We start from the raw sequence: 22923 nt of genomic DNA on the forward strand, positions 1-22923 counted from the left end.
AATGCTGGATATCAAGACATTTGGCCCGCAGGGGGGGAACGTCCTTTATAAGGCTTTGTCTCACCCTCTGGTTGTAGAGGGAATGAAAGAGCTGGAGCAGACGCTTCAGCACTGCTCTCTTGCCGTTTATGACCCGGAGGGGTACCTGCCGACAGTATGCGGGCTGTATCCTGCTCTTCAGCCTTCCGTCATCCTGACGCATGATAGCGAGCAGGTCGGGCAGCCTGATGGATTTGGCGGGCAGAAAAAGGCTGTCGTCCACATTGCCGAGATTGATGCGGATGCGGTCCTGGCCCTGTCTTTTGATGATGCCAGGATGCGGTCCCGTCTTGGGGGATTTCTCGGAGGGAAGCCTCTTCATACTCTGGGGGATGCACGGTTGCCGGATAAATTTCTGCCTTACCGGCGGCCTTATCTGGACAAATGCAATTTTGCGACCAATTTTGCCTTTTTCCGGGAAACTGAACAGTTCAGCACCAGGCTGGTTACGGCGAATTATTGGTCGAATTATGGTGCAGAAACGATCCGCTATTGGTTGCGGCTCTTTGATGTTACTGGTCACGTTCTGGCTGAATGGTTTGAGGAGGTGGAAGAGGCTGATGCGGGTGTAGTGATTGACAGCCGCACGGTGAAGAAACAGTTTGGCCTGCCAGATTTTGTTGGACAGCTTTTCATTCATGTCATCGGGGCGAAAGGCCATGATGTCGTGAAATATGCGCTGGACAGCTTTGGCCGGAATGGTGATCCCAGCCTGTCTGTTACCCATGATGCCAATGCCTGGCCTTCCATGCGGTTTGCCACATTGCCAGCTCCAGACGACGAGGAGACGGTCCGCCTCTGGATACAGAACAGTCATGGCACGGCCATTCCGTCAGGGGCGATCACGCTGAACCCGATGGGCGAGGAAGAGCATCGTGCGGTAAAGCAGGTTATCGGACCTTATGAGACGGTCGCTGTTGATGTGGGAGCGTTGTTTCCTGATCTGGAATGGCCAGCCCAGCTTGAACTTCGTTCCGGGCAGCATCTGGTGCGGCCCCGCTACGAGGTTGTGCAGAGGGGCCGGACCCGTATTGCCCATATGAATGTTGAGCGTGCCGACCTGCTGCCGGACCCGGCAATCCGCACGATGTCCCCGTTGCTTGGGCGTGGTTTCGTTCTGCCTTTTCCGGTGCCGGACCCGGCTGTCTATACGAGTTTCGTCCAGCCGACCCCCATGTCGGAAGCTCTGGAGAGCCTGCCGATGAGGCTGGATCTGTTTGATGAAGCAGGTCAGAGTTGTGGCAGTCATTTTCTGGGTAATCTGCCCCGGAATCATCAGGGAGCCGTGGCCCTGCATGAACTGATGAATCAGTCCGGTCATGCGGAGCTGGTCTATGATTTCCGTGATGGGGGGGAGGGAGATGGCTGGCCTCATGCGCTGATGCGTTATCGCCATATCGGGACAGATCATGCCGCCGAAACCAGTTTTGGTGGACATATTTTCAACACCATGATGACCTGGCGGAATGAGCCGCAGTCCTATGCAGGTCCACCGCCGGGCCTGACCACCCGGCTGTTCCTGAAGCTGGGGCAGAAGCTTGATGGTGTTACCCTGAAAAGCTTCTGCCATCTGATCTATCCCACGTCCCTGCGGGATGGGCGTCAGCCTTCCAGGACCTGTCTGCATCTTCACGCTGCCAATGGGGCTGAAGTGGCGCAGGAGACCATCAGTATTCAGCCTTCCGGTTCCTGGCTTCTGAAGCCTCATGAGCTTTTTGATGCGGAGCTGTTACAGAAGGCAGGAGAGGGGGGGTATGTTCTCATACGGGACCTGACCTGCCGTCTGTTCGGGTATCATGGGCTGGAGAATGGCGTTGGGAGTTTCTCTCTGGATCACATGTTTGGTTTTTGAGAGGGTTATTGAAATAATCTGTACCGTTCTCCCTTATTGCTCTTGCAAGCGTTAGGGGAGAGCGGTATAAGGCGCTCATCCAAAGAGACGGATGCGTAGCTCAGCGGTAGAGCACTGCCTTCACACGGCAGGGGTCACAGGTTCAATCCCTGTCGCATCCACCACGCTTTTTCCCCAGAAAACTGCCGTTTTTCGCTATTCCGAGACAGAGCATCTCTTAGCGATTGACCCAAATTTGACCCAAGTTTAACCGTTTTTGTGGTCATAAGAGTGGGTCAGGGAGAAGCTTGGATGGCTTTTATTGCCCTGTCCGTGGCAGCTCGGAAGAAGCTGAAACGTCGTCTGGAAAAACATGCAGGGTTTCGCCTGCGAGGGAGTGTGACCATAGAAGCGCGCGTTAGCGTCCAGGGTCGGCGTCTCGCGAGGAGTTTTTCTGACAGTTCCGATATTTTCACCAACCTGGATGCCGCCATCGCTTGGCAGGCCGTTCAAAAGGCGTCTCAGGACGTTCCACAAGGTGTTGGTCAGCCAGTTGTTCCACTGGCTGATCCTGTTCCTGTGGAGACTGTTTCTTCGTCTTCCCCGTTTGCCGAATGGACAGTGGCTGATCTTCTGAGAAAATTTGGGCAGTATCATATCGAACAGGGGAAGGTCAGTTACGTGTCCCATATTTCCTCGTTCCTCAAACGCTGGAAAAAGCTTCCCCTTGTGCAGTGCAAGTTAGGCACATTGCGCGCGGTTCATATTCGCCAGTTTCGTGAAAGCATGAAGGAAAAGGGATTATGCGCTGCGACGATCAACAAACGGATCGGGTTGATTGAAGTTGCCATCAATTTTCTGAATCGCGAACACGATGCTGAGCTGACCAACTATGCTTCTTCAGATTACGTCGCCCATATCAAGAATGCCGACAAGCGCCGGAGCCGCCGCGTCAGTGACGAGGAGCTGACCCTCATCCTCCGGCATTTCAAAGGCCCCACAGCCAGACATGCGGCAGCCCTGATCTGTTTCTGCTTCCATCAGGGCACAAGACGCTCAGAGGCCTTCAACATGACCTGGGGCGACGTCGATTTTGACAATCACGCCATTCGCTTTCCCAAACACAAGACGATGAATTACGACCAGGAACTTGGCGGGCAGGTTCGTGTCATGACCGGCAAGGCGCGGGACCTGCTGTTACGGCTCAGGGAGGAGGCAGGCCGTGTTACTGCCTCCCAAAAGGTCTTCAATGCCTATGCGAGAGTGGATGGTTACAGCCTTGCCTTCAGGCGCGCGACCAAAGAGGCCGGACTGGAAGACATCCGCCTGCATGACCTCCGGCATGAGGCCACAACGCGGATTGCTGCCCTCTGTGGTCATAATACTTCCCTCATCAAGCGTGTTACCGGCCATCGGGATGATGCCTCCCTGGCCCGTTATACCCATACAAGCACCAACAGCATAGCCATGCTCATGTCCAGGAATGCCATTCAGCATGAATAACCATGAATGCGCATCCATTTCTTCAACAAACTGCAACGGAAATTTAGGGTAAACTGAAAAAAGTGCTTTTTTTGTAAGTTTATTATTCCATACCTTTGTCTCAAATAAAGATTTTGTCTGAGACAACTGGGGAAAAGCCTTGCCTGGACCTGCCAACAAATATGAAGGGACTGTTTTCCCCGCTGGTATGCGCCAGCGGGGGAAGACGGCCATTCAGGCACGGTTCAGCTTTCAGGGGAAGCGTCATGAGAGAACCTTCTCATCCGGACGAACCCTACAGGACAACCTGAAGACGGCCATGCGCTGGCAGGCTGCACAGAAAGAGGAATTGAAACTCCGTTCATCCCGGGATCATGGCAGCGTCAAATTTTGCGGGATGACCCTAGAGAGCGGGTTAAGGCTGCTGGACCTTCATTACAGGGCCGAGAAAAAGACCAGTTATCAGGGCTACATCAATTTCCTGCTTCAGAACCTAGAGCAGTTTCCTTTTTTGCGCCTCCCCCTGGAAGAGCTGCAACGCAGTGACGTCACGAAATTCAGAAAGGACATGCAGGCTCCCTACACGGTGCCTACAGGGCAAGCCTCATTACGGGGACAGGGCCGCGTGAAGGGTAAAAGACCACTCGGGGGAAAAACGCGCTCCCGGGCGACGGTCAATAAATACATCAACCTGCTTTCCGTCGTCATTGATCACCTCAATGAGGAGCATGATGCCGATTTTGAAAATGTCGTAAAAACCGTCAGGAAACTCAAGGGCGCTGACAGGAAACGAAAGCGTCGCGTTACGGATGACGAGTTTGCCGCCATCCTGTCCCATATTCCCGCGCAGGATGCTTCCGATATCGTGGAATTTTTCACCTTCTCTCTCAATCAGGGCACAAGGCGGCAGGAGACATTCAATCTGACATGGGGCGATGTCGATCCTGCCAATTACAGATTAACCCTTCCCCATCACAAGACCGAGGCTCACGACGATGAGGAAGGCGGACAAATCCGCACGCTTACCCGGACAGCGTGTGAACAGATTCAGCGTTTGAGACAGCACTATAAGGCAATCCATGGTCGGGCACCCGACCCGGAAGCACGCATTTTTACCCGCTATCAAACCGAAGCCACATACAGCAAGATATTTGCCAGGGCAGCACGGGAAGCCGGGTTGCAAGACATTCGTCTGCATGATCTGAGACATGAGGCGACAACGCGCATTGCCCGTGACTGTCGCTATAACAGCACCCTGACCAAAAGCTACACCGGCCACAAGGATGAACGCTCCCTGGCCCGCTACTCCCATGCCAGTCCCCGGGATATTCATGACACCGTGCAGCAGTTACAGGTCCAGAACGGCCGGGACGGACAGGCAGCGCAACAGGGATCGTCTCCTCCTTCCGATACTGCCGTGCTGGAAGCTGACCAGAAAGAGCAGACAGCTCTTGCGAACCTGATTGAGCGCATCAGAAATGATAAAAAATCCAAATCCCTTCTTGTAAATTTCTTCACATCTCTCTCTGACAGCCTGTGATTTTGAAGCTGCATTTCTCCTTCATGTAACGATGTTCTTCTGTTTCGTGTCCGACCTTCCGTAACTTTATGCCAGCAGTGTCGAATGGCTACCCATTCGACAGCGGGCAAGGGGGAGTGACCATCCCCCGTTGACCCCCTTTATCGTATGAAATCTGATCTGTTTATGTGGAGCTTTGCCCATAAAGCCAGTCCTCTCTCAGGCCAAATTATAGCTTATGCACCTTTTCGAAAAACCGGGACCATTTCTCTTGCAGGGCTGACACAGTATTCCAGAAAAGATATGCTTCCCATAATCAAGCCTAACACAGAAAGCTGAACGTACTGCCATGGCCGACTCCTTGAGAGACCTTATTCTTTCCCTTCTCCCTGAAGACGGATCGAGCATCGGAAATCAGCGCTTACTGACCGCTCTGCAAGAGCATCTGCCGAAGCTAAAAGAAAGCCGCTATCAGGCGGAGAGGGATGAATTAGCCGCCGAAGGCTTGCTTATAAAGGGCAAAGGGCGCGGGGGCTCCGTTGCTCGCGCAAAGCCCGTCGCCCAGTCGCTCAGCAAATCAACGTCGGGACAGCCACACGCATCGCCTACAATCGATTCCCCAGGCGCCAATGCCTATCTTTATCCGGACAAGGCTATAATGCGCCCGGATGTTGGGATGGAAGCACAGTTCTCAAATAAGAAGACACCGAAAACCTACCGTTACGATTCAAGTCTCGCCCCCGAACTGGCATGGGATGAAAATGAGGAGCGTGACTTTGCGGAGTGGCTGCTGGCGCTGATAGCCGAAGCAGCAGACAAGGGCGAGGCCACCGTGTTTGCCCAGCCGCAGGTATGGCAGGGAACAAATGAGCGCTTTCGTTCTCTTTCGCAATGCGCAGACCGGTTACGCGACCTCACGAAACCCTTCCTGAATTGGGCAGGTAAGGCCGAGCGCCGACAGATCTCAGTGCCCACGCTTCCTCTGTTCGTTCACGAGCGCCATTCCACCCAAGCTATCCTCGATACCCTGCAATCTCACAAGGCAGTCGGCACCAATCTCGACCTGTTCGGCGACACGGACTTGGACGTTGCCGACAGATTGGATGCCTACGAGCATAAGGGGCCATGGACCAATCGCCTTGTCCTTGGGGATTCGTTGCAGGTTATGAACTCTTTGCTCGAATATGAGGGGATGGGTGGTCAGGTGCAGATGCTCTACTTCGATCCACCCTACGGCGTGAAATACGGATCGAACTTTCAGCCCTTCGTTCGCAAGAACCGGGTCAACCACGGCTCCGACGACGAAATGATCCGTGAACCAGAAATGGTGAAAGCCTACCGGGATACATGGGAACTGGGGCTTCACTCCTATCTGACCTATCTGCGTGACCGATTAATGCTGGCGCGCGAGCTACTGACTCCTTCCGGTTCAATCTTTGTTCAGATTTCCGACGACAACGTACATCATGTTCGGGAAATTCTGGATGAGGTATTTCCCGGTGGTTTTGTCTCGCAAATCAGCTTTCAAACGACATCAGGTTTCGATTCTACGACTTTGCCCACGATGGGCGACTTTTTGCTTTGGTATTCCAAGGACAAGGATACCGTTCGCTATAATAAGATTTTCCAGCCGCAGCCCATCGAACTCGGAAAAGGCAATGCGACATGGGTTTTGTTGCCAGATGGGAGCTACCGAGGGGTCAATGCCGCTGAAAAGCGCGGCGAAGCCGAATTGCCTAAAGATGCCAAGCTCTACAATCCCGATAACATTCAGTCGCAGAGCGCCGCCTCCGAGCCTCAACCCTTCGAGTTTGAAGGCAAAACATATCTGCCCGGTGGCAATTCGCACTGGAAAGCCAACTACCCAGACGGAATGAACAGGCTGGGTAAGGCGGGGCGCATCCATGTCGCCAAAAATAGCGTCCGCTATCGACGCTACGCAGACGACTTTCCCTTCCAGCAACTGGGCAATATCTGGACCGACACCATCACCGGCAGTTTCACCGACGATAAAGTGTATGTTGTTCAGACCGGGGTGAAGGTTGTCGAGCGGTGCATCCACATGACGACCGAGCCAGGCGACCTCGTGTTGGATATCACTTGCGGCTCGGGCACCACCGCCTACGCGGCCGAACAATGGGGCCGGCGTTGGATCACCGTAGATACATCGCGCGTGCCGATTGCGCTGGCCCGGCAGCGTCTTCTGACTAGCACATTCCCATGGTATAGGCTCAGGAATCCAGCCCAAGGCCCTGCAGGCGGTTTCATCTATGAGCGCAAGCGGAACAATAAGGGCGTGGAAGTCGGCGGTCTTGTTCCGCGCATCACACTCAAATCCATCGCCAACGATGAAGACCCAAAGCTGGAAACAATCATCGACCGCGCCGAGGTGAACGACAAGGTCACCCGCATTTGTGGCCCCTTCACGGTCGAAGCCACCATTCAAGCGGCGATGAATATGGAGGAAGATTTCACCGCCCCGTCGCCGCACCCGACAAGCGATAGTCCGCGCGCCTACCTGGATCGTATGATCGAGGTGCTGCGCCAGAGCAAAACGCTCAATTTGCCCGGCAATATCACTGTGGAACTGGAAACCGTCAGCCCACTTGCCGACCGTGAATATCTCCATGCCGAGGGAACCGCCCGTAACGGCACGGAGAAGCGCATCGCCATCGTGTTCGGTCCCGAAGATGGCGCGATCGGTTCCGAATATGTGTTCAACGCCCAAACTGAGGCGTTACGGCAGGGCTATAGCCAACTCTTCCTGTTCGGCTTCGCCATCGACGCCAATGCGCGGGGGATGCTGGCGAAGTTGAAACTGCCCACCATCTACATCGCCGTTACGCCGGACGTGGTGATGTCCGACTTGCTCAAAACCAGCAGGTCGAGCGAGATTTTCTCGATTACCGGTCTCCCGGACGTGCGGCTGGAAGAAGCTGGCAAGAACAAGGACGGGACCCCGCTTCACCGCGTTGTCATCAAGGGGCTGGACATTTTCCGCCCCGATACGATGAAAACGGACGAAGTGAAGGCGGAAAATCTGCCATGCTGGATGCTCGATACCAACTATAACGGCATGGCATTCTTCGCCTCGCAAGTATTTTTCCCAAAGACAAGCGCATGGGATAACCTGCAAAAATCCCTCAAAGGACAATTCGCCGAAAACGTATGGGAACATCTGGCCGGGACGGTAAGCGAGCCATTCACGCTTGGCGATAAGCGACGCATCGCGGTCAAGGTCATCGACGAGCGCGGCAATGAATTGATGACCGTCAAGACGCCGGGAGGCGATAACTGATGGGCGCGCGGCAAAAGCAAGAACCGACGGTTACCGTTCCAGAGGTCGAATCTCCGATTATCAACTCGCCCTTCATCGAGCCCCAATGCCATTGGCAGATTGAGCGCGGCAAGGTGCCCGTAAAGGCCAACGGGCGACGTCGGGCCAGCTACTTCTATCGCGTTCCCGAACATTCGGGCCGGGGACGGCGTGGCCGTGCTGAAGCCGATCTCTTCGAGGATGTGAAAGGAGAAGAGGTTGAACTGCAAATCGTCAACCTCATCCGCGAGCGTGTAAAGGAATGGCGCGAAGGAACGCGCTCCGGTAGCGTCGCCTATGATGGCGCATCATTGGTGACGAAGGAGTTGCTAGACCTCTGGCGCAGTGACGAACGAATGCAGCGCCTGTTCTTCGCGCAAATTGAGGCCGCCGAGACTATCATCTTTCTGGTCGAGGCCGCCGATATCTATCGCAAGGGCATCCCCGAAATTCCGAAGGATGAGCCGGGTCTGGCGACGAAGGCAGAGGGGGTGCGTGCCTTCCTCCGCTACGCCTGCAAAATGGCAACCGGCTCCGGCAAAACGACCGTCATGGGAATGCTCGCCTCATGGTCGATCCTGAACCGCGTTGCCGCACCGCGTGATGACCGTTTCTCTGATACGATCCTGATCGTCTGCCCCAACGTCACCATTCGGGAGCGCCTTCAGGAACTGGACCCCGCTCTTGGTGACCTAAGCCTTTACCGAACCCGCCAGCTTGTGCCGCCGCACCGCATGGAGGAATTACGGCGTGGCGAGGTGATGATTGCCAACTGGCACCGCCTTGCCAAGAAGGAAAGCAACACTGTCAACGGCGATTCTGCCAAGGTCGTTAAGGCAGGTGAACCGGTCGAAGTGGTGAAGAACGCTGGTAAGGCGAACGAAACTATCGAAACCAAGTATTTTGAGTCTGACGCTGCATGGTTCAAACGCATCCGTCGCGAGCTTGGTAGTGGCAAAGGCCGCAGTCCGCATTGGTTGATTTTCAACGACGAAGCCCACCACGCCTACAGGCGCGGTGATAATGCCGAAGGCGACGAACAGACGTTGGATGAGGACAAAGACCTCGCCAAGAAGAATGCCCGTGAGGCGACCATCTGGATCGAGGGCCTTGACCGCATCCACAAACTAGCTGGCGGCAGCCGTCGTCGTGGCGTCACCCTTTGCGTCGATTTGTCCGCCACGCCTTTCTACATTCAAGGTTCAGGAAACGAGGTTGGCAAGCCCTTCCCGTGGGTTGTGTCCGACTTCGGATTGCTGGACGCCATCGAATCCGGCCTTGTGAAGATCCCACAACTGCCATCCCGTGATGTAAGTGGCGCTGAAGAAGCTGCTTATTTCAATATCTGGCGTTGGGTGCAGGCTAAAGCGAAGGAAGATGGTTTTGGCACAAACATTACGCCGGAAATTGTCATGAACTACGCAAGCGCCCCCATCAATCTTCTGGCAATCGAATGGCACCAAAGGTTTCTCGAATGGGAGCAGTTTGCCAAAGCGCAGCACAAACACCCGGTACCCCCGGTATTCATTGTCGTCTGTCGTGATACTGCCGTTGCGCGAGAAGTACATGGCTGGCTTGCCACAGGCGAAGGCGGGTATGGTGAGGCTCCGGTATGGTTCCGGAATACACTTGGTCAAGAAGTAACGGTTCGCATTGATTCCAAGGTGATCGAGGACATCGAGGAAGGTGGCTCGAAGGATGAAACCCGTCGCCTCCGCTTCATTCTCGACACCATCGGTAAGGCTGAATGGCCGGGTGGCAAGGTGCCAGACGAATGGGCCGAGCTTGTCCGCAAGCACAACGACAAGGCGGCGAGTGACGATAACGACGGCTCGCTTAAATGGATCGATGAGCGGATTCCGCCGGGCCGCGATGTGCGATGCATCGTGTCAGTCGCCATGTTGGCCGAGGGCTGGGATGCTAACACCGTCACGCATATTGTCGGTTTGCGCCCATTTGGTTCGCAGCTTCTTTGTGAGCAGGTGGTCGGACGTGCGTTGCGGCGTAAGAACTATGCACTCAACGAGGAAACGCAGATGTTCGCCGAGGAAACCGCTAAGGTTTTCGGCGTGCCGTTCGAACTGATCCCATTCAAGGTGTCGCCACCCGGCCCTACGCCCCCGCAGCCTGATCCTAACCATATCTACTCCGTACCAGAAAAAGCCGAATTCGAGATCACGTTTCCAGTTGTCACTGGCTATTACCAGTCTGGCCAGTTCGATGTTTTCGTCGATTGGGAACAGGTGGCGAAAGTCACCATCGATCCGATGAAGATTCCGCAGACCGTGGAGTTAACCCCTCTCACCGCGCCAGATGGCACACTTGCCCCCTACGGCCCCGGCGAAAAGCCAGTCCTATCTTTACAGGACTGGCGGGCGATGTTCCGTGAGCAGCAGGTAGCTTTTCGGCTGGCGAAAGAGATTTGCGCCCGCTGGACCGTCGATAACGGTGCTGCGGCAGTGCCGATGCAGGTCTTGTTTCCCAAAGTCGCCTTCGCCGCCAAACGCTTTCTCGTCGAAAAACTGCACCGCAAGGGCGACAGTCAGCCATGCGATGTGCTGCTGGTCGGCGAGTATATGCAGGCGGCCGTTGGTGCGCTGTTGGAAGCGATCAAGAAAGGCTCTTCGACCAAGAAAGGCTCTTCGACATCGGATGCTGAAGTGGCCGTCATCCCGCAGGGCGCTGCCGGGTGTGGCAGCACACTTTACGTGGATTTTTACACAACCAAACCGATATATCCCGTGACTCGATGCCACCTAAACGCGATGGTTGCAGACACAAAGCGATGGGAGCAAAGCGCTGCTTTCTTGCTCGATAGCCATCCGGGTGTCCGTCGCTGGGTCAAGAACGACCGGCTGGGTTTCTTCATTCCCTATCGCAATCGTGGCATTCAAGCCCGTTATATTCCCGACTTCATCGTTGTGACCGACAAGAGCATAAACGTGATTGTCGAAATCAAGGGGCAGGTTACAGATAGCGCGGACACCAAAGCAAAGGCTGGCGTACGCTGGGTCAGCGGCGTTAACCGACTGGGCACTTATGGCGAATGGGCATACCTGTTCGTGACTGATCCAGGCCGTGTCGCCGAGGCACTCAATACATATACAGTTGCGAAAAGCACAGACGGTTCTTTCGAGCTAACAGCCTAGTAATACAGGTTGGTTTAATAACGTCGGGGATAGTCGCGCTGATAGCTAAAACGGGCGAATTGCTCCCCATCGTTGCGGGCGACAGAAAAAAGGGGGTCAACGGGGGGTATCTCCCCCTTGCCAGATGCTCAATGGGTAGCCATTGAGCACTGCTGGCTCCCTTTTAAATCGTCATGTTTGCAAAGGCTGTTTCCGGGTAGCTGATTGCCTCTATGGTTTGCTTGAGGTTGGCTGTTGAAATGCTGGTCAGGTAGGTTGTGGTGCCCTGACTTTTATGGGTGGCTTCATGGCCAAGGAGACGGTCAATCCACACCTCTCGGATGTTGGCATCCGCGTTTCTGAGTTGGGTGGAGACGGTATGCCGGAACGAGTGGAAGGTGATTTCTGCCGGCAGGCCGATACGGGTTTTGAGTAATGAGAAAGCCCTGCCAAGGGCGGCGCTCCTGACACCCTGTTTTGAGGTTTCCAAGCCGGGAATGAGGTAGGGGCCTTCCGTGGTCTCTGTCAGCACCAGCACACCGGCTTCAATCAGTTTTGAATGGACTGGCACCATACGAGTGCCAGCTTCTGTCTTGGGTGCCCAGCCGGTTTCGGTGTGAGGTCGGATAAGGAAGCAAGGGATACCGTCAACGGTCTGGAGGTCTTCCTTGCGTAGGGTGCAGATTTCGCCCAGCCTCATACCAGAATAGGCTGCAATAAGGGTGACCAGCCTGAAGGTCTGTTCTGGCACCGAAGTGCTGTGCCATGAGGCAGAGGCCAGCAAAGCGAGTTCTTTTGCTGTCCAGCTTCTCCTGACGGTCTTCTGCCCATTCTCAAAATTCCAGCCTGTCCACGGGTTACGTGTGACCAACTCCCTCTGGTGTAACTGGTTCCAGAGGGCAGAGAGGCGCATCATATGGTTCTTGACGCTTTTCCCGCTCAGGGTCTGTAAACCTTCCTCTCTGACTCTCTGTGCTTCTTCCTCAAGGGTAAGACTGCTTTTGCGTTTGCCCAGTGATGCAGGCAGTGAAAACAGGAGGTCACGGAATGCCCCAGCTTTTTCGCCCCCTATGATGGACACGGGCGCATCTCCAAAGGCTTGCAGGAAAAGGTCTACGGCCCGCTGGGTCGCTTTCTTGGTGTCAGCACTGGCATGGGGGCTGTCCAAGACAAAGCGTTTCAGGGCACCGGAGAGCATTAAAGGTTGGGCTTTGGGTGCTCTGGCTGGTTTCTTCACTGTTCGGGGTTTTGGCCTCGGTGCTGAAACTGGCACGGACCCCGTTTCATGAGCAGATGAAGGCAGGTTCACGCTCTGCAAATCCCGCAGTGAAACCCGCAGTCCCTCAAGCCTGCTTAAAGCGTCTGGTTCAGAGAGGGCCAGATGGGTCTGAGAGAACAGTTCAGTGGTTCTGGCGTGAAGGAGGGATGCCCGTTTGCGGGCTTCATTCTGGTAGCCGGTTTTCAGGGAAACCCAGATTTCCCGCCGTTTTAAGGCTACTCGCAGGGCAGGGGGAACGATACGGCGGAAGTGGTAGGTGGTGCCTCGGACGCGGAGCATAAAATCTTCCCTCGGTGGGGAAGGACGATGGAGCAAAGACAGCCTTTGCCCCTCATTCAGCCGAAAAATCGTGCTATTTCAGGTGTCTGTGGTGCGAACTGCGGGACTCGAACCTGCATCAACCCGTAGTGACACTTTTCTAACTTATTGAAATGGCGTAGAGAATATAATGAGCTGTCTTCCAATTAGATTTTTCTTTTTAACATTGGTGAAGCATTCTGGGAAGATGTAGGCATGGTTGGACCCGGTTTTGTGCGAAATGCTTTTTCCCCGTGCATTCCAAGAATATTTACATACCAGTCGAATGATATATCAATGTCATTGACGTTCAGAACAAGATGATCGATCGCTATAACGGATAAGGTGGACATAACACGTCTCCATGTTCGTGAGGTGGGGGGGTTCTAAAAACCTTTGTCTGACTTTTCTTGTGCCTGATTTCAGGCTTTTGATGTGTTGATTTTCGCTCTGGGTTTTGAGCAGAGCGAGGGGGGCACGCTCTGTATTGCTACGCGCTCGTGTTAATCCGCTCCAAGAGGAGAAAGCGGCGCATATTATAGACGATATTGGCCAGCCCGACCTTCATGGTGGCCCGCGTTATGCCTACGGTTCGGACAAACAGCCCCGTCTGTGATTTCTGATCGGCAAAGACATGCTCGACACGCGACTGGATAACGGATTTTCCTGCATTGGATCTCTGGATATGGCATGGCATAGGCTTGAGATGCGGCTTTTTCCTGTGAACCTTCGAGACAACGCCCTGCTTTTCCATGAAGGCTTCATTGGCTTTTGAGCGGTAGGCTGTATCCGCCCAGACATCAGACGCCGTATTGCTGCGATCAAGAAGTCCCTCACGTAGATCCGCCTTCTCCGCACTGGTATTGCGCTGCTTTGGAGCCGCTACCAGCGTAGCATCTAGGATCTGACCTGACATCGGCAGATAACCGGCATTCCGCAGGGTCGTATCAAAGCGGTTGAACAAAACATCAATGGCTTCCGCCTGTGTCAGACGCTCACGAAACAGCCATACCGTTCTGGCATCAGGTACACGGTCCGACAGTCCCAGACCTAAAAAGCGCATGAAGGAGAGACGGTCGTTGATCAGCTATTCTGTCCGTTCATCGGACAGATTGTTGAGTGTCTGGATCAACAGGATCTTGAACATCAGCACCAGATCAAACGGCGGACACCCGCCTTTGCTCCCGTTTGAATAGGCCAGTGCTCTGTCCAGCTCCGGCGGAACACCTCAAAATCCACAATCCGAGAAAACGCTTCTCCTCATTCCTCCAACCAGAACCGGGAAAATGGAATCACAGCGTAGGCCTCAATACCAAGAGGTTTTTAGAACCCTCCATGCACATGATCGGCCCTGTTTTCTCGTACACTCGGCACAGCCAAGTCCGCATTACGTGACTTTGCTGATTTCTCTGTTCAAGCTTAATCATAATGCCTTGGTGAGGGCGCGTCATCCTGCGTAGCAATGACACGTTATCGGCCTGCAGGATCAGTACTGCTGCTGAATTGTAGCGGCCCATCAGCTTTAGTCTGGTGAGTTCTCAATTGGTTTGCAAGTTTGTTTTTTATTGTCTTAGGTTCGTCCAAAAGCTTGACCCAGAAGCGACCCAGATTTATAAGCTTTTTCATCCTTTTAACCATGGTGTGTTTGTCTTCGGGATTAGCTGTACCACTAGAGAAACTTGGGTTTTTTGAAGATAAAGAAGCGTGTGGGATCGGCCTTCACACGGCAGGGGTCACAGGTTCAATCCCTGTCGCATCCACCATGGCTTTCCTGAAAAGATGTCGTTTTTCGCTTTTGCAGTTGTTTTGCTGCCTTATTGTTTTTAATTGACGGTGACTTTGTGTCCTCATTTTTAAAATGACAGCTTTTGGTTGAACTGACCGGATTTCGTTTTGTCGGTATTGTTCTTGCCCAATTCCACGAGATAAAATTTATCACATTTTATTTTTGTCCATTCCTGTTTGCAGAATGATGAAAAATGTACGGAACGTTCTTTGTCGTGATGCGATGGTATACGCTTGGAAGATAGGGTGATCATGCGTAGCCTGTATCTGAGGGATTGAACTGTCCTGTTGTGGTCCCCACTTTCAAAGATGGTTGGATGTCTGCAAGTGGATGGAGGGGTTATGCTGTATACGCACGTTGTCATCGGGACGAATGATCTGCCACGGGCCAAGGCTTTCTACGATACCCTTTTCAACGTTCTTGGAGGGCAGGCCCTTGGGGAACTGATGGGTAAGCTGCTTTACGAGAAGGATGGTCAGATGTTCATGGTTGGGCGCCCCATTGATGGGCAGCCTGCCACAGCTGCGAATGGCTTTACTCTTGGTTTTGCCCTTTCGAGCGTGGAGGCGGTGGAGGCTTGGCACAGGGCTGGTGTTGAGCATGGTGGAACCGCAATAGAAGACGCACCTGGCGTGCGGACCATCGGAGGCAGGAAATATTTCATGGCCTATCTCCGGGACCCCGATGGCAATAAGCTTTGTGCCCGTCACGATATGTGAACGTGGGATAATTGCAGGGGGGCGGGAATTACTGCGAGTCCCGTGGGTATGATTGATTGGATCATACGAGGCTCCTGTGTATGTGAGGTTTTTTCTTTTCCTTCAGTGTGTTCTGATGAAGGAAAACAGGAGGAGATAGCCATGTCTTTATCATCCAGGCTGGCCCGTATGTTTCTGCTGGGAGGAATGGCCATTGGGGCCTGTACTTCTTCCATAGGGTTCGCTGCTTCGGGAAATACCACGGCTCAGCAGGGAGGGCTGAAGCAGATAACGGCGCCGTTTTCTGGTTCTGTGAGTCCTGCAGGAGCGGTGGAGGACAACAGTACGGGGAAGATCATCGGAGAAGTTGATCGGACCGGTGTCGTGTATGACAACACGGGCACAGTGGTAGGGTCGATCGATTCGAAGGGAATCGTACGGAATGCCAAGGGGGTGGCTGTGGCTCAGGTTGCACAGAACAACCGTCTTGCCGGGATAGCGTTTCTTCTGGGCAGGTAAGTTCTGTTCTCTGATTTGCCCTGCCCGGTTTATGGGGCAGGGTGAGTCCGTGCCATTTCGGACAGAATGTCCGTGATGTCTTTCTGTACTTTTTCAAAATGGCGGTTGGGTTGTAACGTCTGCAGGTTCAGGTAGCAGGCACGGTTGATTTCCACCTGCAGGGTCTGCCGATTTTCTTCCATCTGGCCGTATCTGCCCGTTATGTAGCCGCCCGAGTAGGGTGTGTTTCGCTGGACATGGTACCCTTTCTCGAGGAAAAGGTGCTCCACTAGGCTGATAAGTCTGTCGGAGCAGGTTTTCCCATGCCTGTTCCCTAGGACGACATCACAGGGGCGGGACTGTGCCAGTGGTGGCATGGAATGGATGTCCAGCAGGATGGAAGCGCCAAACTGTGCGTGCAGTGTTTTCTGCGTCTGCTGGAGCGCTGTATGGTATGGCTCCCAATATTGTGAAAGGCGATGTCCCGCCTCTTCGAGAGGCAGGCAATAGCGGTAGATGCTCTTGCCTGGCGATGTGCAGCGGGGAATGACACCATAACCTGCGCTGACTTTCGTGCTGAGGATGAGGTCCTTCTCAATGAGAGGAGGAGAAAACATGGTGGCATCCAGTTCTCTCCAGTCCCGGTTTACATCGCAGAAACTGCGAGGAAACAGGGCCTGCACGAGGCTCAGGCCATTCTCAGGGGCATATTGAAGGAGCTGATCGGTGAATCGGTCCTCCATGCGTTCCAGCTCTGTCATGGGCAGGACGGCCATTTCCAGGAAATGCTGGGGGTAATTGCGCCCTGAATGTGGAGAGGAAAGCAGGAAGGGTGTCCGCTTCCGGCAGGAAGGAAGATGGATCCCGACAGTGGAAGACGGGCGGGCAGTGTTGGTGCATGGAAGTTTCTGATTTTTTTTCACAATAAAGGCTTGCCACAATCCATAGGCTGAGGTAAACACCATTTCACACCAGACGGGGGCGCATAGCTCAGCGGTAGAGCACTACCTTGACATGGTAGGGGTCACAGGTTCAATCCCTGTTGCGCCCACCACCCCTCTGGTGATTAACTCCCTGAAAATATGCTTGAAGTGCAGGCGGCTGTATAGCCATCTTCTTTCTATTCTAGCGAAAATTTCACTTAGCCTGTAGATTTTCTGGTACGCGCAGAGAATGTGTATTGGTGTGGAAAGGAAGAGACCATGTTCCTGAGTCATATTGTTGTGGGATCGAACGATCTGGAAAAGGCCAAGGCGTTCTATGATGCCCTGTTCGGTGTTATGGGAGCTGATTTCTGCCCGCAGGATAATCCGGACAGGATCGTGTACCAGAAGGATGGGCAGATATTCATCATCACACGTCCGATCAACGGGGAGGCTGCTACGGCTGCCAATGGCGGTACGGTTGGTCTCGGCCTGTCGTCTCCCGAGGATGTACGCAGGTGGCATGAAGCTGGCATCAGGGCAGGGGGAACAGCTGTTGAAAATCCGCCAGGTGAGCGTGTGGTGATGGGCATGAAGCTTTATCTGGCCTATCTTCGTGACCCGGACGGAAACAAGCTCTGTGCGTTTCATAAAATGTAACGGGTAATTCAGACCGGATTATTCGGTTTTTGTGAAGTGGCCGCATCTCCTGGAACGGGGGATGCGGCCATTTTTGTTCATGCCATGATAAAAATGCAGCCCATCCATACAGTTGCCATGATGAAACTGGACTGCGCCTTATCTGATTTTAACTTATTGTAAAATAAGAATTTTATTTTTAAGATAAATTTTATTTATTGCCTTTCTTGCCTTCAAAAATAATTCCTTTCCCAAGGTTAATTGCAATTACCCCGTTTGGAGTCTTAACTTCGGGGAAACGAAGCGGGAAGCAATGGAATTTTCCGTTCGTCACCAGCCTTTGTAATCGTGCGGGGCTGCTTACTTGAGTGAAAAGGATGTATTCATAATGAGCTCTCACTCACCACATAAACCAGTAAATGCAGGTCGTCGGCATGTTCTTGGAGCACTCGGTGCTTCTATTCTGGCTGGCGGCGCTGGCAAGGCTGTGGCCCAGTCTCTCGGTTTCCCCGCACCGCCTGCCGGGCTGGGCAAACGCCCGTATCCGAATCTGCTTCGCCCGATGAATGATGGTCCCCGCAAATTTGGCTATGCCATCGTGGGTCTTGGCAAATATGCCGTCAATCAGATCCTGCCGGCTTTTGCCGAGTGTGAATATGCCAAGGTGACGGCGCTGGTCAGCGGCGACATCAACAAGGCCCGTCGTCTGGGCAAGCATTACGGGATCGAGGAATCGCACCTCTACACCTACGACAATTTTGACAAGATTGCGCAGGACCCGGAGGTTGACGCCGTTTACATCATCCTGCCCAACTCCCTGCATGCCGACTTCACGGAGCGTTCTTTCCGTGCCGGCAAGCATGTGCTGTGTGAGAAGCCGATGGCCGTCACGGTCGAAGAGTGTCAGCGCATGATTACTGCCGGCAAGAAGGCTGGCAAGAAGCTCATGATTGGCTATCGCTGCCACTTTGACCCCGTTACGCATAAGGCTATCGAGCTGGCCCGTACCAGCATTGGCAAGCCGCAGATCATTACCACGGATAACGGTGACAATACCGACCCGACGGATCCGACCTACCAGTGGCGTCTGACCCGCTCCCTGTCTGGTGGTGGTGCGCTGATGGATCTGGGCATCTATGGCGTCAACGGTTCACGCTACATGCTGAATGAAGATCCAATCGAGGTCCAGGCCACCATCATGCCGCCGTCTGACCCGATGTTCCGTGAGATCGACGAGACCATCGTCTGGATCATGAAGTACCGTTCCGGTGCCGTGGCACATGGCAGCGCCTCCTTCAACGTGAATGCCATGTCCCGCTTCAACCTTCAGGGGACGGACGCCTCCCTGCGGATGGACCCGGCCACGAGTTACTGGTGCAACAGTGTCAGCCACTGCACCACTGGTGACACGCATACATGGTCCACCCCGATGTTCACCATCCCGGCCCTGAACCAGTTCTCTGCACAGCTGGATCATCTGGCCATCAGCGTTGCCAACAATACGCCGCTGGCAGCCACGGGTGAGGAAGGGATGCAGGATGTCCGTCTGATTCAGGCCATGTATCAGTCTGCCCATTCTGGCAGCCGCCCGGTTTCCACCGATTGGGGTGATTGGCGCAAGACCATCTGATCATTTCGATTGGATGTCATGCAGGAGGGGAGGCCGCATTTATGCGGCCTCTCTTTTTTGTATCGGCAGGATCAGGCCGCAGTGGCGTCCAGCCAGCCCTGGAGCATGTAAGCGGCGGCCATCTTGTCCACGACCTCGCCACGCCTCTTGCGGGTCATGTCGGCTTCCTGAACGAGGAAGCGGTTTACGGCACTGGATGAAAGCCTCTCATCCCACAGGCAGGCAGGCAGGCCCAGCCGCTCACTAAGGTCATTGGCCCAGTCACTGGCGGCACGTGCCGCCGGGCCAAAGCTGCCATCCAGTGAAAGTGGAAGGCCGACCACAATCCCGCCAATTTCATGTTTACGACAGAGGGTCTGAAACTGGGGAACCATCTGCTTCATTTTACCACGGGCCAGCACGGTCAGGGGTGAAGCCAGCATGAGAGCAGTGTCGGAGAGCGCCACGCCAATCTGTTTGCTGCCGGGGTCCAGCCCCAAGATGGAATGTGCTGCAGGGAGCTGATTACGCAGGTCATGTGGATTGAATAGTGTCATGGCAAAGGGGTATGATCGCTTCCATGGCCGTAATAGGCTGATGTGATTGATGTCTGAAAGCAGGATTATACATGTCGCTTGATGCGAAAACAGTGGCAAAAATGGCCAGGCTGGCAAGGGTTGGCCTCTCGGAAGAGCAGGTTCACACCTATCAGAAAGAGATGCAGGGGATCATTGGCTGGGTTGACCAGCTCAATGAGGTTGATGTGACCGACGTTCCACCGATGATTGGAACTGGTTTGGCCCAGCCACGTCTGCGGGACGATCAGGTGACAGATGGCAACTGTCGGGACAAGGTGCTCTCCAACGCACCGGACCGTGAAGGCCCCTTCTATACCGTGCCGAAGGTGGTGGAATGATGAGCAGCATTTTTGATCATACTCTTGCTTCTGCCCGTGAGGCTCTCCGGTCCCGCAAGATTTCTGCCGTCGAGCTGGTCGATGCCCATATTGATGCCATTGAACGTCTTGATGGTGGGCTGAACAGCTTCATCACCCGCACGCCCGAGCAGGCCCGTCTGGCCGCCAAAGAAGCGGATGCCCTTCTGGCGAAGGGAGAAGGTGGAAGCCTCTGTGGCCTGCCCATCGGGATCAAGGACCTTTTTGCAACGGAAGGCGTTCGTACGACGGCTGCCAGCAAGATTCTGGGTAATTTTGTGCCGCCTTACGAAAGCACAGTGACAGCGAACCTGAAGCGTGATGGAGCCATTTCTCTGGGCAAACTGAATCTTGATGAATTCGCCATGGGCTCCACGAACCTGACCTCTGCTTTTGGTGGTGTGGAAAATCCGTGGAAGCGTCGTGATTCCGATGCAAAGCTTGTGCCGGGTGGCTCTTCTGGCGGGTCCGCTGCTGCTGTGGCGGCAGGGCTTGTTCTGGGAGCGACCGGGACGGATACGGGCGGTTCTATCCGTCAGCCTGCGGCTTTCTGCGGTATTACGGGAATCAAGCCGACCTATGGCCGCTGCTCCCGGTTTGGGACGATCGCCTTTGCCAGCTCTCTGGATCAGGCGGGGCCGATGGCCCGTACCCTTCAGGACTGTGCCATTCTTCTTGAATCCATGGCAGGGTTCGACCCCAAGGATTCCACCAGCGTGAACAGGCCCGTCCCACATTATGAGGCGGCTCTTGGACGTGGCGTGAAGGGGCTGAAGGTCGGTATTCCAAAGGAATATCGCATCGATGGTCTGCCTGCCGAGATTGAAGCCATCTGGCAGCAGGGGATCAACTGGCTGAAAGAGGCTGGTGCCGAAGTGGTGGACATTTCCCTGCCGCATACGAAGTATGGTCTGCCAGCCTATTACATTGCCGCTCTGGCAGAGGCATCCTCCAACCTCGCCCGGTATGATGGTGTCCGCTTTGGGGAGCGTGTCAGCGGTGCGTCTCTGGATGCACTTTATGAAGCCACCCGTGCTGCCGGATTTGGGGATGAGGTGAAGCGCCGTATCCTGCTGGGCACCTATGTGCTGTCTTCCGGCTATTACGATGCTTACTATCTTCGTGCCCAGAAGGTTCGTACGCTGCTCCAGCGTGACTTCCTGAAGGCGTATGAAACGGTTGATGTCATCCTGGCACCAACGGCTCCTTCCGGGGCTTTTGCTTGGGATGAAAAGCCGACTGATCCGGTTCAGGTCTATCTGAATGACGTCTTTACGGTGCCGGCCAGCATGGCAGGCGTGCCGGCCCTGTCCGTTCCGGCCGGGCTGGATGGCCGTGGCGTGCCGCTCGGGCTCCAGCTGATCGGCCGTTTCTTTGATGAAGAAACGCTGCTGGCCGCCGGCTCCGTTCTGGAGCGGGCCGCTTCCTTTACCCATCGTCCCACCATTCATGCAGGGGTGTCAGCATGAGCGCATATCGTATCACGGGTGAAACTGGCGAATGGGAAGTCATTGTCGGGCTGGAGGTCCATGCCCAGATTGTCAGCCAGTCCAAGCTGTTCTCTGGTGCCTCTGCGGAATATGGCGGGGAGCCCAACACGCACGTCAGCTTGGTTGATGCCGGTTTTCCCGGCATGTTGCCTGTCCTGAACCGTGAGTGTGTGGCACAGGCCGTACGGACGGGCCTTGGGTTGCGGGCACAGATCAATCTTTTCAGCCGCTTTGACCGGAAGAACTATTTCTACGCTGATCTTCCGACGGGCTATCAGATCAGCCAGTTCGAGCATCCGATCGTTGGTAAGGGCACGGTCGAGATCGAACTTTCTGATGGTGAGATCCGCCATATTGGCGTGACCCGCATGCATATGGAACAGGATGCAGGCAAGTCCATTCACGATCAGGACCCGACACGCTCTTTTATCGATCTGAACCGTGCTGGTGTTGCTCTCATGGAGATCGTGAGTGAGCCGGATATCCGCTCTCCGGAAGAGGCTGGGGCTTACCTCCGCAAGCTGCGTCAGATTCTCCGTTATCTGGGGACGTGTGACGGCAACATGGAGGAAGGCTCCATGCGTGCGGATGTGAACGTTTCCGTCCGCCGTGAGGGGGAAGAAGGGTATCGCACGCGCTGCGAGATCAAGAACGTCAATTCCGTACGTTTTGTCATGCAGGCGATCGAGGTCGAGGCGCAGCGGCAGGTGGACATCTGGGAGTCTGGTGGAGAGATCGATCAGGAGACCCGTCTTTTCGACCATGTGAAGAGCGAGACACGGTCTCTGCGGACGAAGGAGGATGCGCATGATTACCGCTACTTCCCGGAGCCGGATCTTCTTCCGCTGGTCATCGAGCAGTCCTGGGTTGATGAGCTGAAGGCTGCCTTGCCGGAACTTCCAGAGGACAAGCGTGCCCGTCTGGAAAAAGAATATGGCGTGTCCCGCTATGAGTCTGGCGTGCTGACGGTGGAGCAGTCCGTTGCGGATTTTTACGAGACGGTTGCCCGTGGGGCTGATGCCCGTCTGGCCACGAACTGGATTCTGGGTGACTTCTTCGCCGCATTGAACCGTACGGGGCGCAGCATCGAGGATAGTCCTGTTTCTGCCGAGGCCCTGCGTGAGCTTCTGTCCCTGATCAGTGATTCCACCATCAACGGGAAGATTGCCAAGGAAGTCTTCGAGGACATGGTGGAGACGGGGGAGAAGCCCTCTGTCATCGTGGATCGCAAGGGCCTGCGGCAGGTGACCGACACGGGAGCCATTGAGGCAGCCATCAGTGATATTCTGGCAGCCAATGCGGACAAGGTGGAGGAGTACAGGAGCGGCAAGGATAAGCTCTTCGGCTTCTTCGTCGGACAGACGATGAAGGCGATGAAAGGGAAGGCAAATCCTGCCATGGTGAACGAGCTGTTGAAGAAGCTTCTTGCCTCCTGAAAAATATAAAAAAGAGTGT

General features: G+C 54.5%; 16 protein-coding genes, 2 tRNA genes and 1 pseudogene. 14 read left to right on the forward strand and 5 right to left on the reverse strand.

Annotated features, from left to right (window positions below; genetic code table 11):
• The first annotated feature begins 1 nt into the window (after position 1).
• The 6 genes from ASO19_RS04590 (at position 2) to ASO19_RS04615 (ending at position 11336) form a co-directional block, all read left to right on the forward strand.
• Positions 2-1891, forward strand: a complete 1890-nt coding sequence (locus ASO19_RS04590; protein WP_103765502.1) for a hypothetical protein — start codon at positions 2-4, stop codon at positions 1889-1891.
• Between the two features lie 89 nt (positions 1892-1980).
• Positions 1981-2055, forward strand: a tRNA-Val gene (locus tag ASO19_RS04595).
• A gap of 127 nt (positions 2056-2182) precedes the next feature.
• On the forward strand, positions 2183-3373 hold the full coding sequence (locus ASO19_RS04600) for a tyrosine-type recombinase/integrase (protein WP_103765503.1): 1191 nt from the start codon (positions 2183-2185) through the stop codon (positions 3371-3373).
• Positions 3374-3512: 139 nt separating this feature from the next.
• Positions 3513-4892, forward strand: a complete 1380-nt coding sequence (locus tag ASO19_RS04605) for a tyrosine-type recombinase/integrase (RefSeq protein ID WP_146046913.1) — start codon at positions 3513-3515, stop codon at positions 4890-4892.
• 328 nt (positions 4893-5220) lie between these two features.
• Positions 5221-8169 (forward strand): site-specific DNA-methyltransferase, encoded by a 2949-nt coding sequence (locus tag ASO19_RS04610; protein ID WP_219811873.1) that lies wholly within the window; start codon positions 5221-5223, stop codon positions 8167-8169.
• Complete coding sequence (locus ASO19_RS04615; RefSeq protein WP_103765505.1) at positions 8169-11336, forward strand: BPTD_3080 family restriction endonuclease; 3168 nt, start codon at positions 8169-8171, stop codon at positions 11334-11336. The genes ASO19_RS04610 and ASO19_RS04615 overlap by 1 nt, the downstream gene beginning before the upstream one ends.
• Positions 11337-11499: 163 nt before the next feature.
• Here ASO19_RS04615 and ASO19_RS04620 read toward each other — a convergent pair whose 3' ends face one another.
• The 3 genes and pseudogenes from ASO19_RS04620 to ASO19_RS04630 form a co-directional block, all read right to left on the reverse strand.
• Positions 11500-12873, reverse strand: a complete 1374-nt coding sequence (locus tag ASO19_RS04620) for a site-specific integrase (RefSeq protein ID WP_103765506.1) — start codon at positions 12871-12873, stop codon at positions 11500-11502.
• 185 nt (positions 12874-13058) lie between these two features.
• Positions 13059-13244 carry a VOC family protein gene (locus ASO19_RS09265; RefSeq protein ID WP_103765507.1) on the reverse strand — a complete coding sequence of 62 codons (186 nt, stop codon included), beginning with the start codon at positions 13242-13244 and terminating at the stop codon, positions 13059-13061.
• 137 nt (positions 13245-13381) lie between these two features.
• Positions 13382-14148 (reverse strand): annotated as a pseudogene (locus ASO19_RS04630) (transposase); the annotation flags it as partial.
• A gap of 870 nt (positions 14149-15018) precedes the next feature.
• On the opposite strand from ASO19_RS04630, the gene ASO19_RS04640 reads away from it, so the two are divergent.
• Together ASO19_RS04640 and ASO19_RS04645 are read left to right on the forward strand one after the other, a co-directional pair.
• Complete coding sequence (locus tag ASO19_RS04640) at positions 15019-15396, forward strand: VOC family protein (RefSeq protein ID WP_308455501.1); 378 nt, start codon at positions 15019-15021, stop codon at positions 15394-15396.
• 141 nt (positions 15397-15537) lie between these two features.
• The gene (locus tag ASO19_RS04645) at positions 15538-15894 is read left to right on the forward strand and encodes a hypothetical protein (RefSeq protein WP_043560268.1); all 357 of its coding nucleotides are present in this window, start codon (positions 15538-15540) and stop codon (positions 15892-15894) included.
• Positions 15895-15923: 29 nt separating this feature from the next.
• Here the strand turns inward: ASO19_RS04645 and ASO19_RS04650 are convergent, their stop codons facing one another.
• Complete coding sequence (locus ASO19_RS04650) at positions 15924-16838, reverse strand: N-formylglutamate amidohydrolase (protein WP_081563113.1); 915 nt, start codon at positions 16836-16838, stop codon at positions 15924-15926.
• Between the two features lie 14 nt (positions 16839-16852).
• Between ASO19_RS04650 and ASO19_RS04655 the strand changes: the two genes are divergently transcribed.
• From ASO19_RS04655 to ASO19_RS04665, 3 genes are all read left to right on the forward strand, one after another.
• Positions 16853-16927 (forward strand) — tRNA-Val (locus ASO19_RS04655).
• Between the two features lie 148 nt (positions 16928-17075).
• Positions 17076-17456, forward strand: a complete 381-nt coding sequence (locus ASO19_RS04660) for a VOC family protein (protein WP_081563114.1) — start codon at positions 17076-17078, stop codon at positions 17454-17456.
• A gap of 367 nt (positions 17457-17823) precedes the next feature.
• The gene (locus tag ASO19_RS04665) at positions 17824-19065 is read left to right on the forward strand and encodes a Gfo/Idh/MocA family protein (protein ID WP_103765509.1); all 1242 of its coding nucleotides are present in this window, start codon (positions 17824-17826) and stop codon (positions 19063-19065) included.
• 71 nt (positions 19066-19136) lie between these two features.
• Here ASO19_RS04665 and ruvX read toward each other — a convergent pair whose 3' ends face one another.
• Positions 19137-19601 carry a Holliday junction resolvase RuvX gene (ruvX, locus tag ASO19_RS04670; protein ID WP_043560262.1) on the reverse strand — a complete coding sequence of 155 codons (465 nt, stop codon included), beginning with the start codon at positions 19599-19601 and terminating at the stop codon, positions 19137-19139.
• Positions 19602-19672: 71 nt separating this feature from the next.
• Between ruvX and gatC the strand changes: the two genes are divergently transcribed.
• From gatC to gatB, 3 genes are read left to right on the forward strand one after another with little or no spacing between them, the layout of a single operon-like run.
• Positions 19673-19960 carry an Asp-tRNA(Asn)/Glu-tRNA(Gln) amidotransferase subunit GatC gene (gatC, locus tag ASO19_RS04675; protein WP_043560260.1) on the forward strand — a complete coding sequence of 96 codons (288 nt, stop codon included), beginning with the start codon at positions 19673-19675 and terminating at the stop codon, positions 19958-19960.
• Positions 19960-21447 (forward strand): Asp-tRNA(Asn)/Glu-tRNA(Gln) amidotransferase subunit GatA, encoded by a 1488-nt coding sequence (gatA, locus tag ASO19_RS04680; RefSeq protein ID WP_043560258.1) that lies wholly within the window; start codon positions 19960-19962, stop codon positions 21445-21447. The genes gatC and gatA overlap by 1 nt, the downstream gene beginning before the upstream one ends.
• Positions 21444-22904, forward strand: a complete 1461-nt coding sequence (gatB, locus tag ASO19_RS04685) for an Asp-tRNA(Asn)/Glu-tRNA(Gln) amidotransferase subunit GatB (RefSeq protein ID WP_103765510.1) — start codon at positions 21444-21446, stop codon at positions 22902-22904. Before gatA ends, gatB begins: the two co-directional genes overlap by 4 nt.
• Positions 22905-22923 lie beyond the last annotated feature (19 nt).

The organism is Parasaccharibacter apium (genome assembly GCF_002917995.1).
GTDB lineage: Bacteria > Pseudomonadota > Alphaproteobacteria > Acetobacterales > Acetobacteraceae > Bombella > Bombella apis.

Coding starts and splice junctions, on each gene's coding strand:
- ASO19_RS04590 (WP_103765502.1), top strand. CDS start 2: ATGCTGGATATCAAGACATTTGGCCCGCAGGGGGGGAACGTCCTTTAT.
- ASO19_RS04600 (WP_103765503.1), top strand. CDS start 2,183: ATGGCTTTTATTGCCCTGTCCGTGGCAGCTCGGAAGAAGCTGAAACGT.
- ASO19_RS04610 (WP_219811873.1), top strand. CDS start 5,221: ATGGCCGACTCCTTGAGAGACCTTATTCTTTCCCTTCTCCCTGAAGAC.
- ASO19_RS04615 (WP_103765505.1), top strand. CDS start 8,169: ATGGGCGCGCGGCAAAAGCAAGAACCGACGGTTACCGTTCCAGAGGTC.
- ASO19_RS04620 (WP_103765506.1), bottom strand. CDS start 12,873: ATGCTCCGCGTCCGAGGCACCACCTACCACTTCCGCCGTATCGTTCCC.
- ASO19_RS09265 (WP_103765507.1), bottom strand. CDS start 13,244: ATGTCCACCTTATCCGTTATAGCGATCGATCATCTTGTTCTGAACGTC.
- ASO19_RS04640 (WP_308455501.1), top strand. CDS start 15,019: ATGCTGTATACGCACGTTGTCATCGGGACGAATGATCTGCCACGGGCC.
- ASO19_RS04645 (WP_043560268.1), top strand. CDS start 15,538: ATGTCTTTATCATCCAGGCTGGCCCGTATGTTTCTGCTGGGAGGAATG.
- ASO19_RS04650 (WP_081563113.1), bottom strand. CDS start 16,838: ATGGTGTTTACCTCAGCCTATGGATTGTGGCAAGCCTTTATTGTGAAA.
- ASO19_RS04660 (WP_081563114.1), top strand. CDS start 17,076: ATGTTCCTGAGTCATATTGTTGTGGGATCGAACGATCTGGAAAAGGCC.
- ASO19_RS04665 (WP_103765509.1), top strand. CDS start 17,824: ATGAGCTCTCACTCACCACATAAACCAGTAAATGCAGGTCGTCGGCAT.
- ruvX (WP_043560262.1), bottom strand. CDS start 19,601: ATGACACTATTCAATCCACATGACCTGCGTAATCAGCTCCCTGCAGCA.
- gatC (WP_043560260.1), top strand. CDS start 19,673: ATGTCGCTTGATGCGAAAACAGTGGCAAAAATGGCCAGGCTGGCAAGG.
- gatA (WP_043560258.1), top strand. CDS start 19,960: ATGAGCAGCATTTTTGATCATACTCTTGCTTCTGCCCGTGAGGCTCTC.
- gatB (WP_103765510.1), top strand. CDS start 21,444: ATGAGCGCATATCGTATCACGGGTGAAACTGGCGAATGGGAAGTCATT.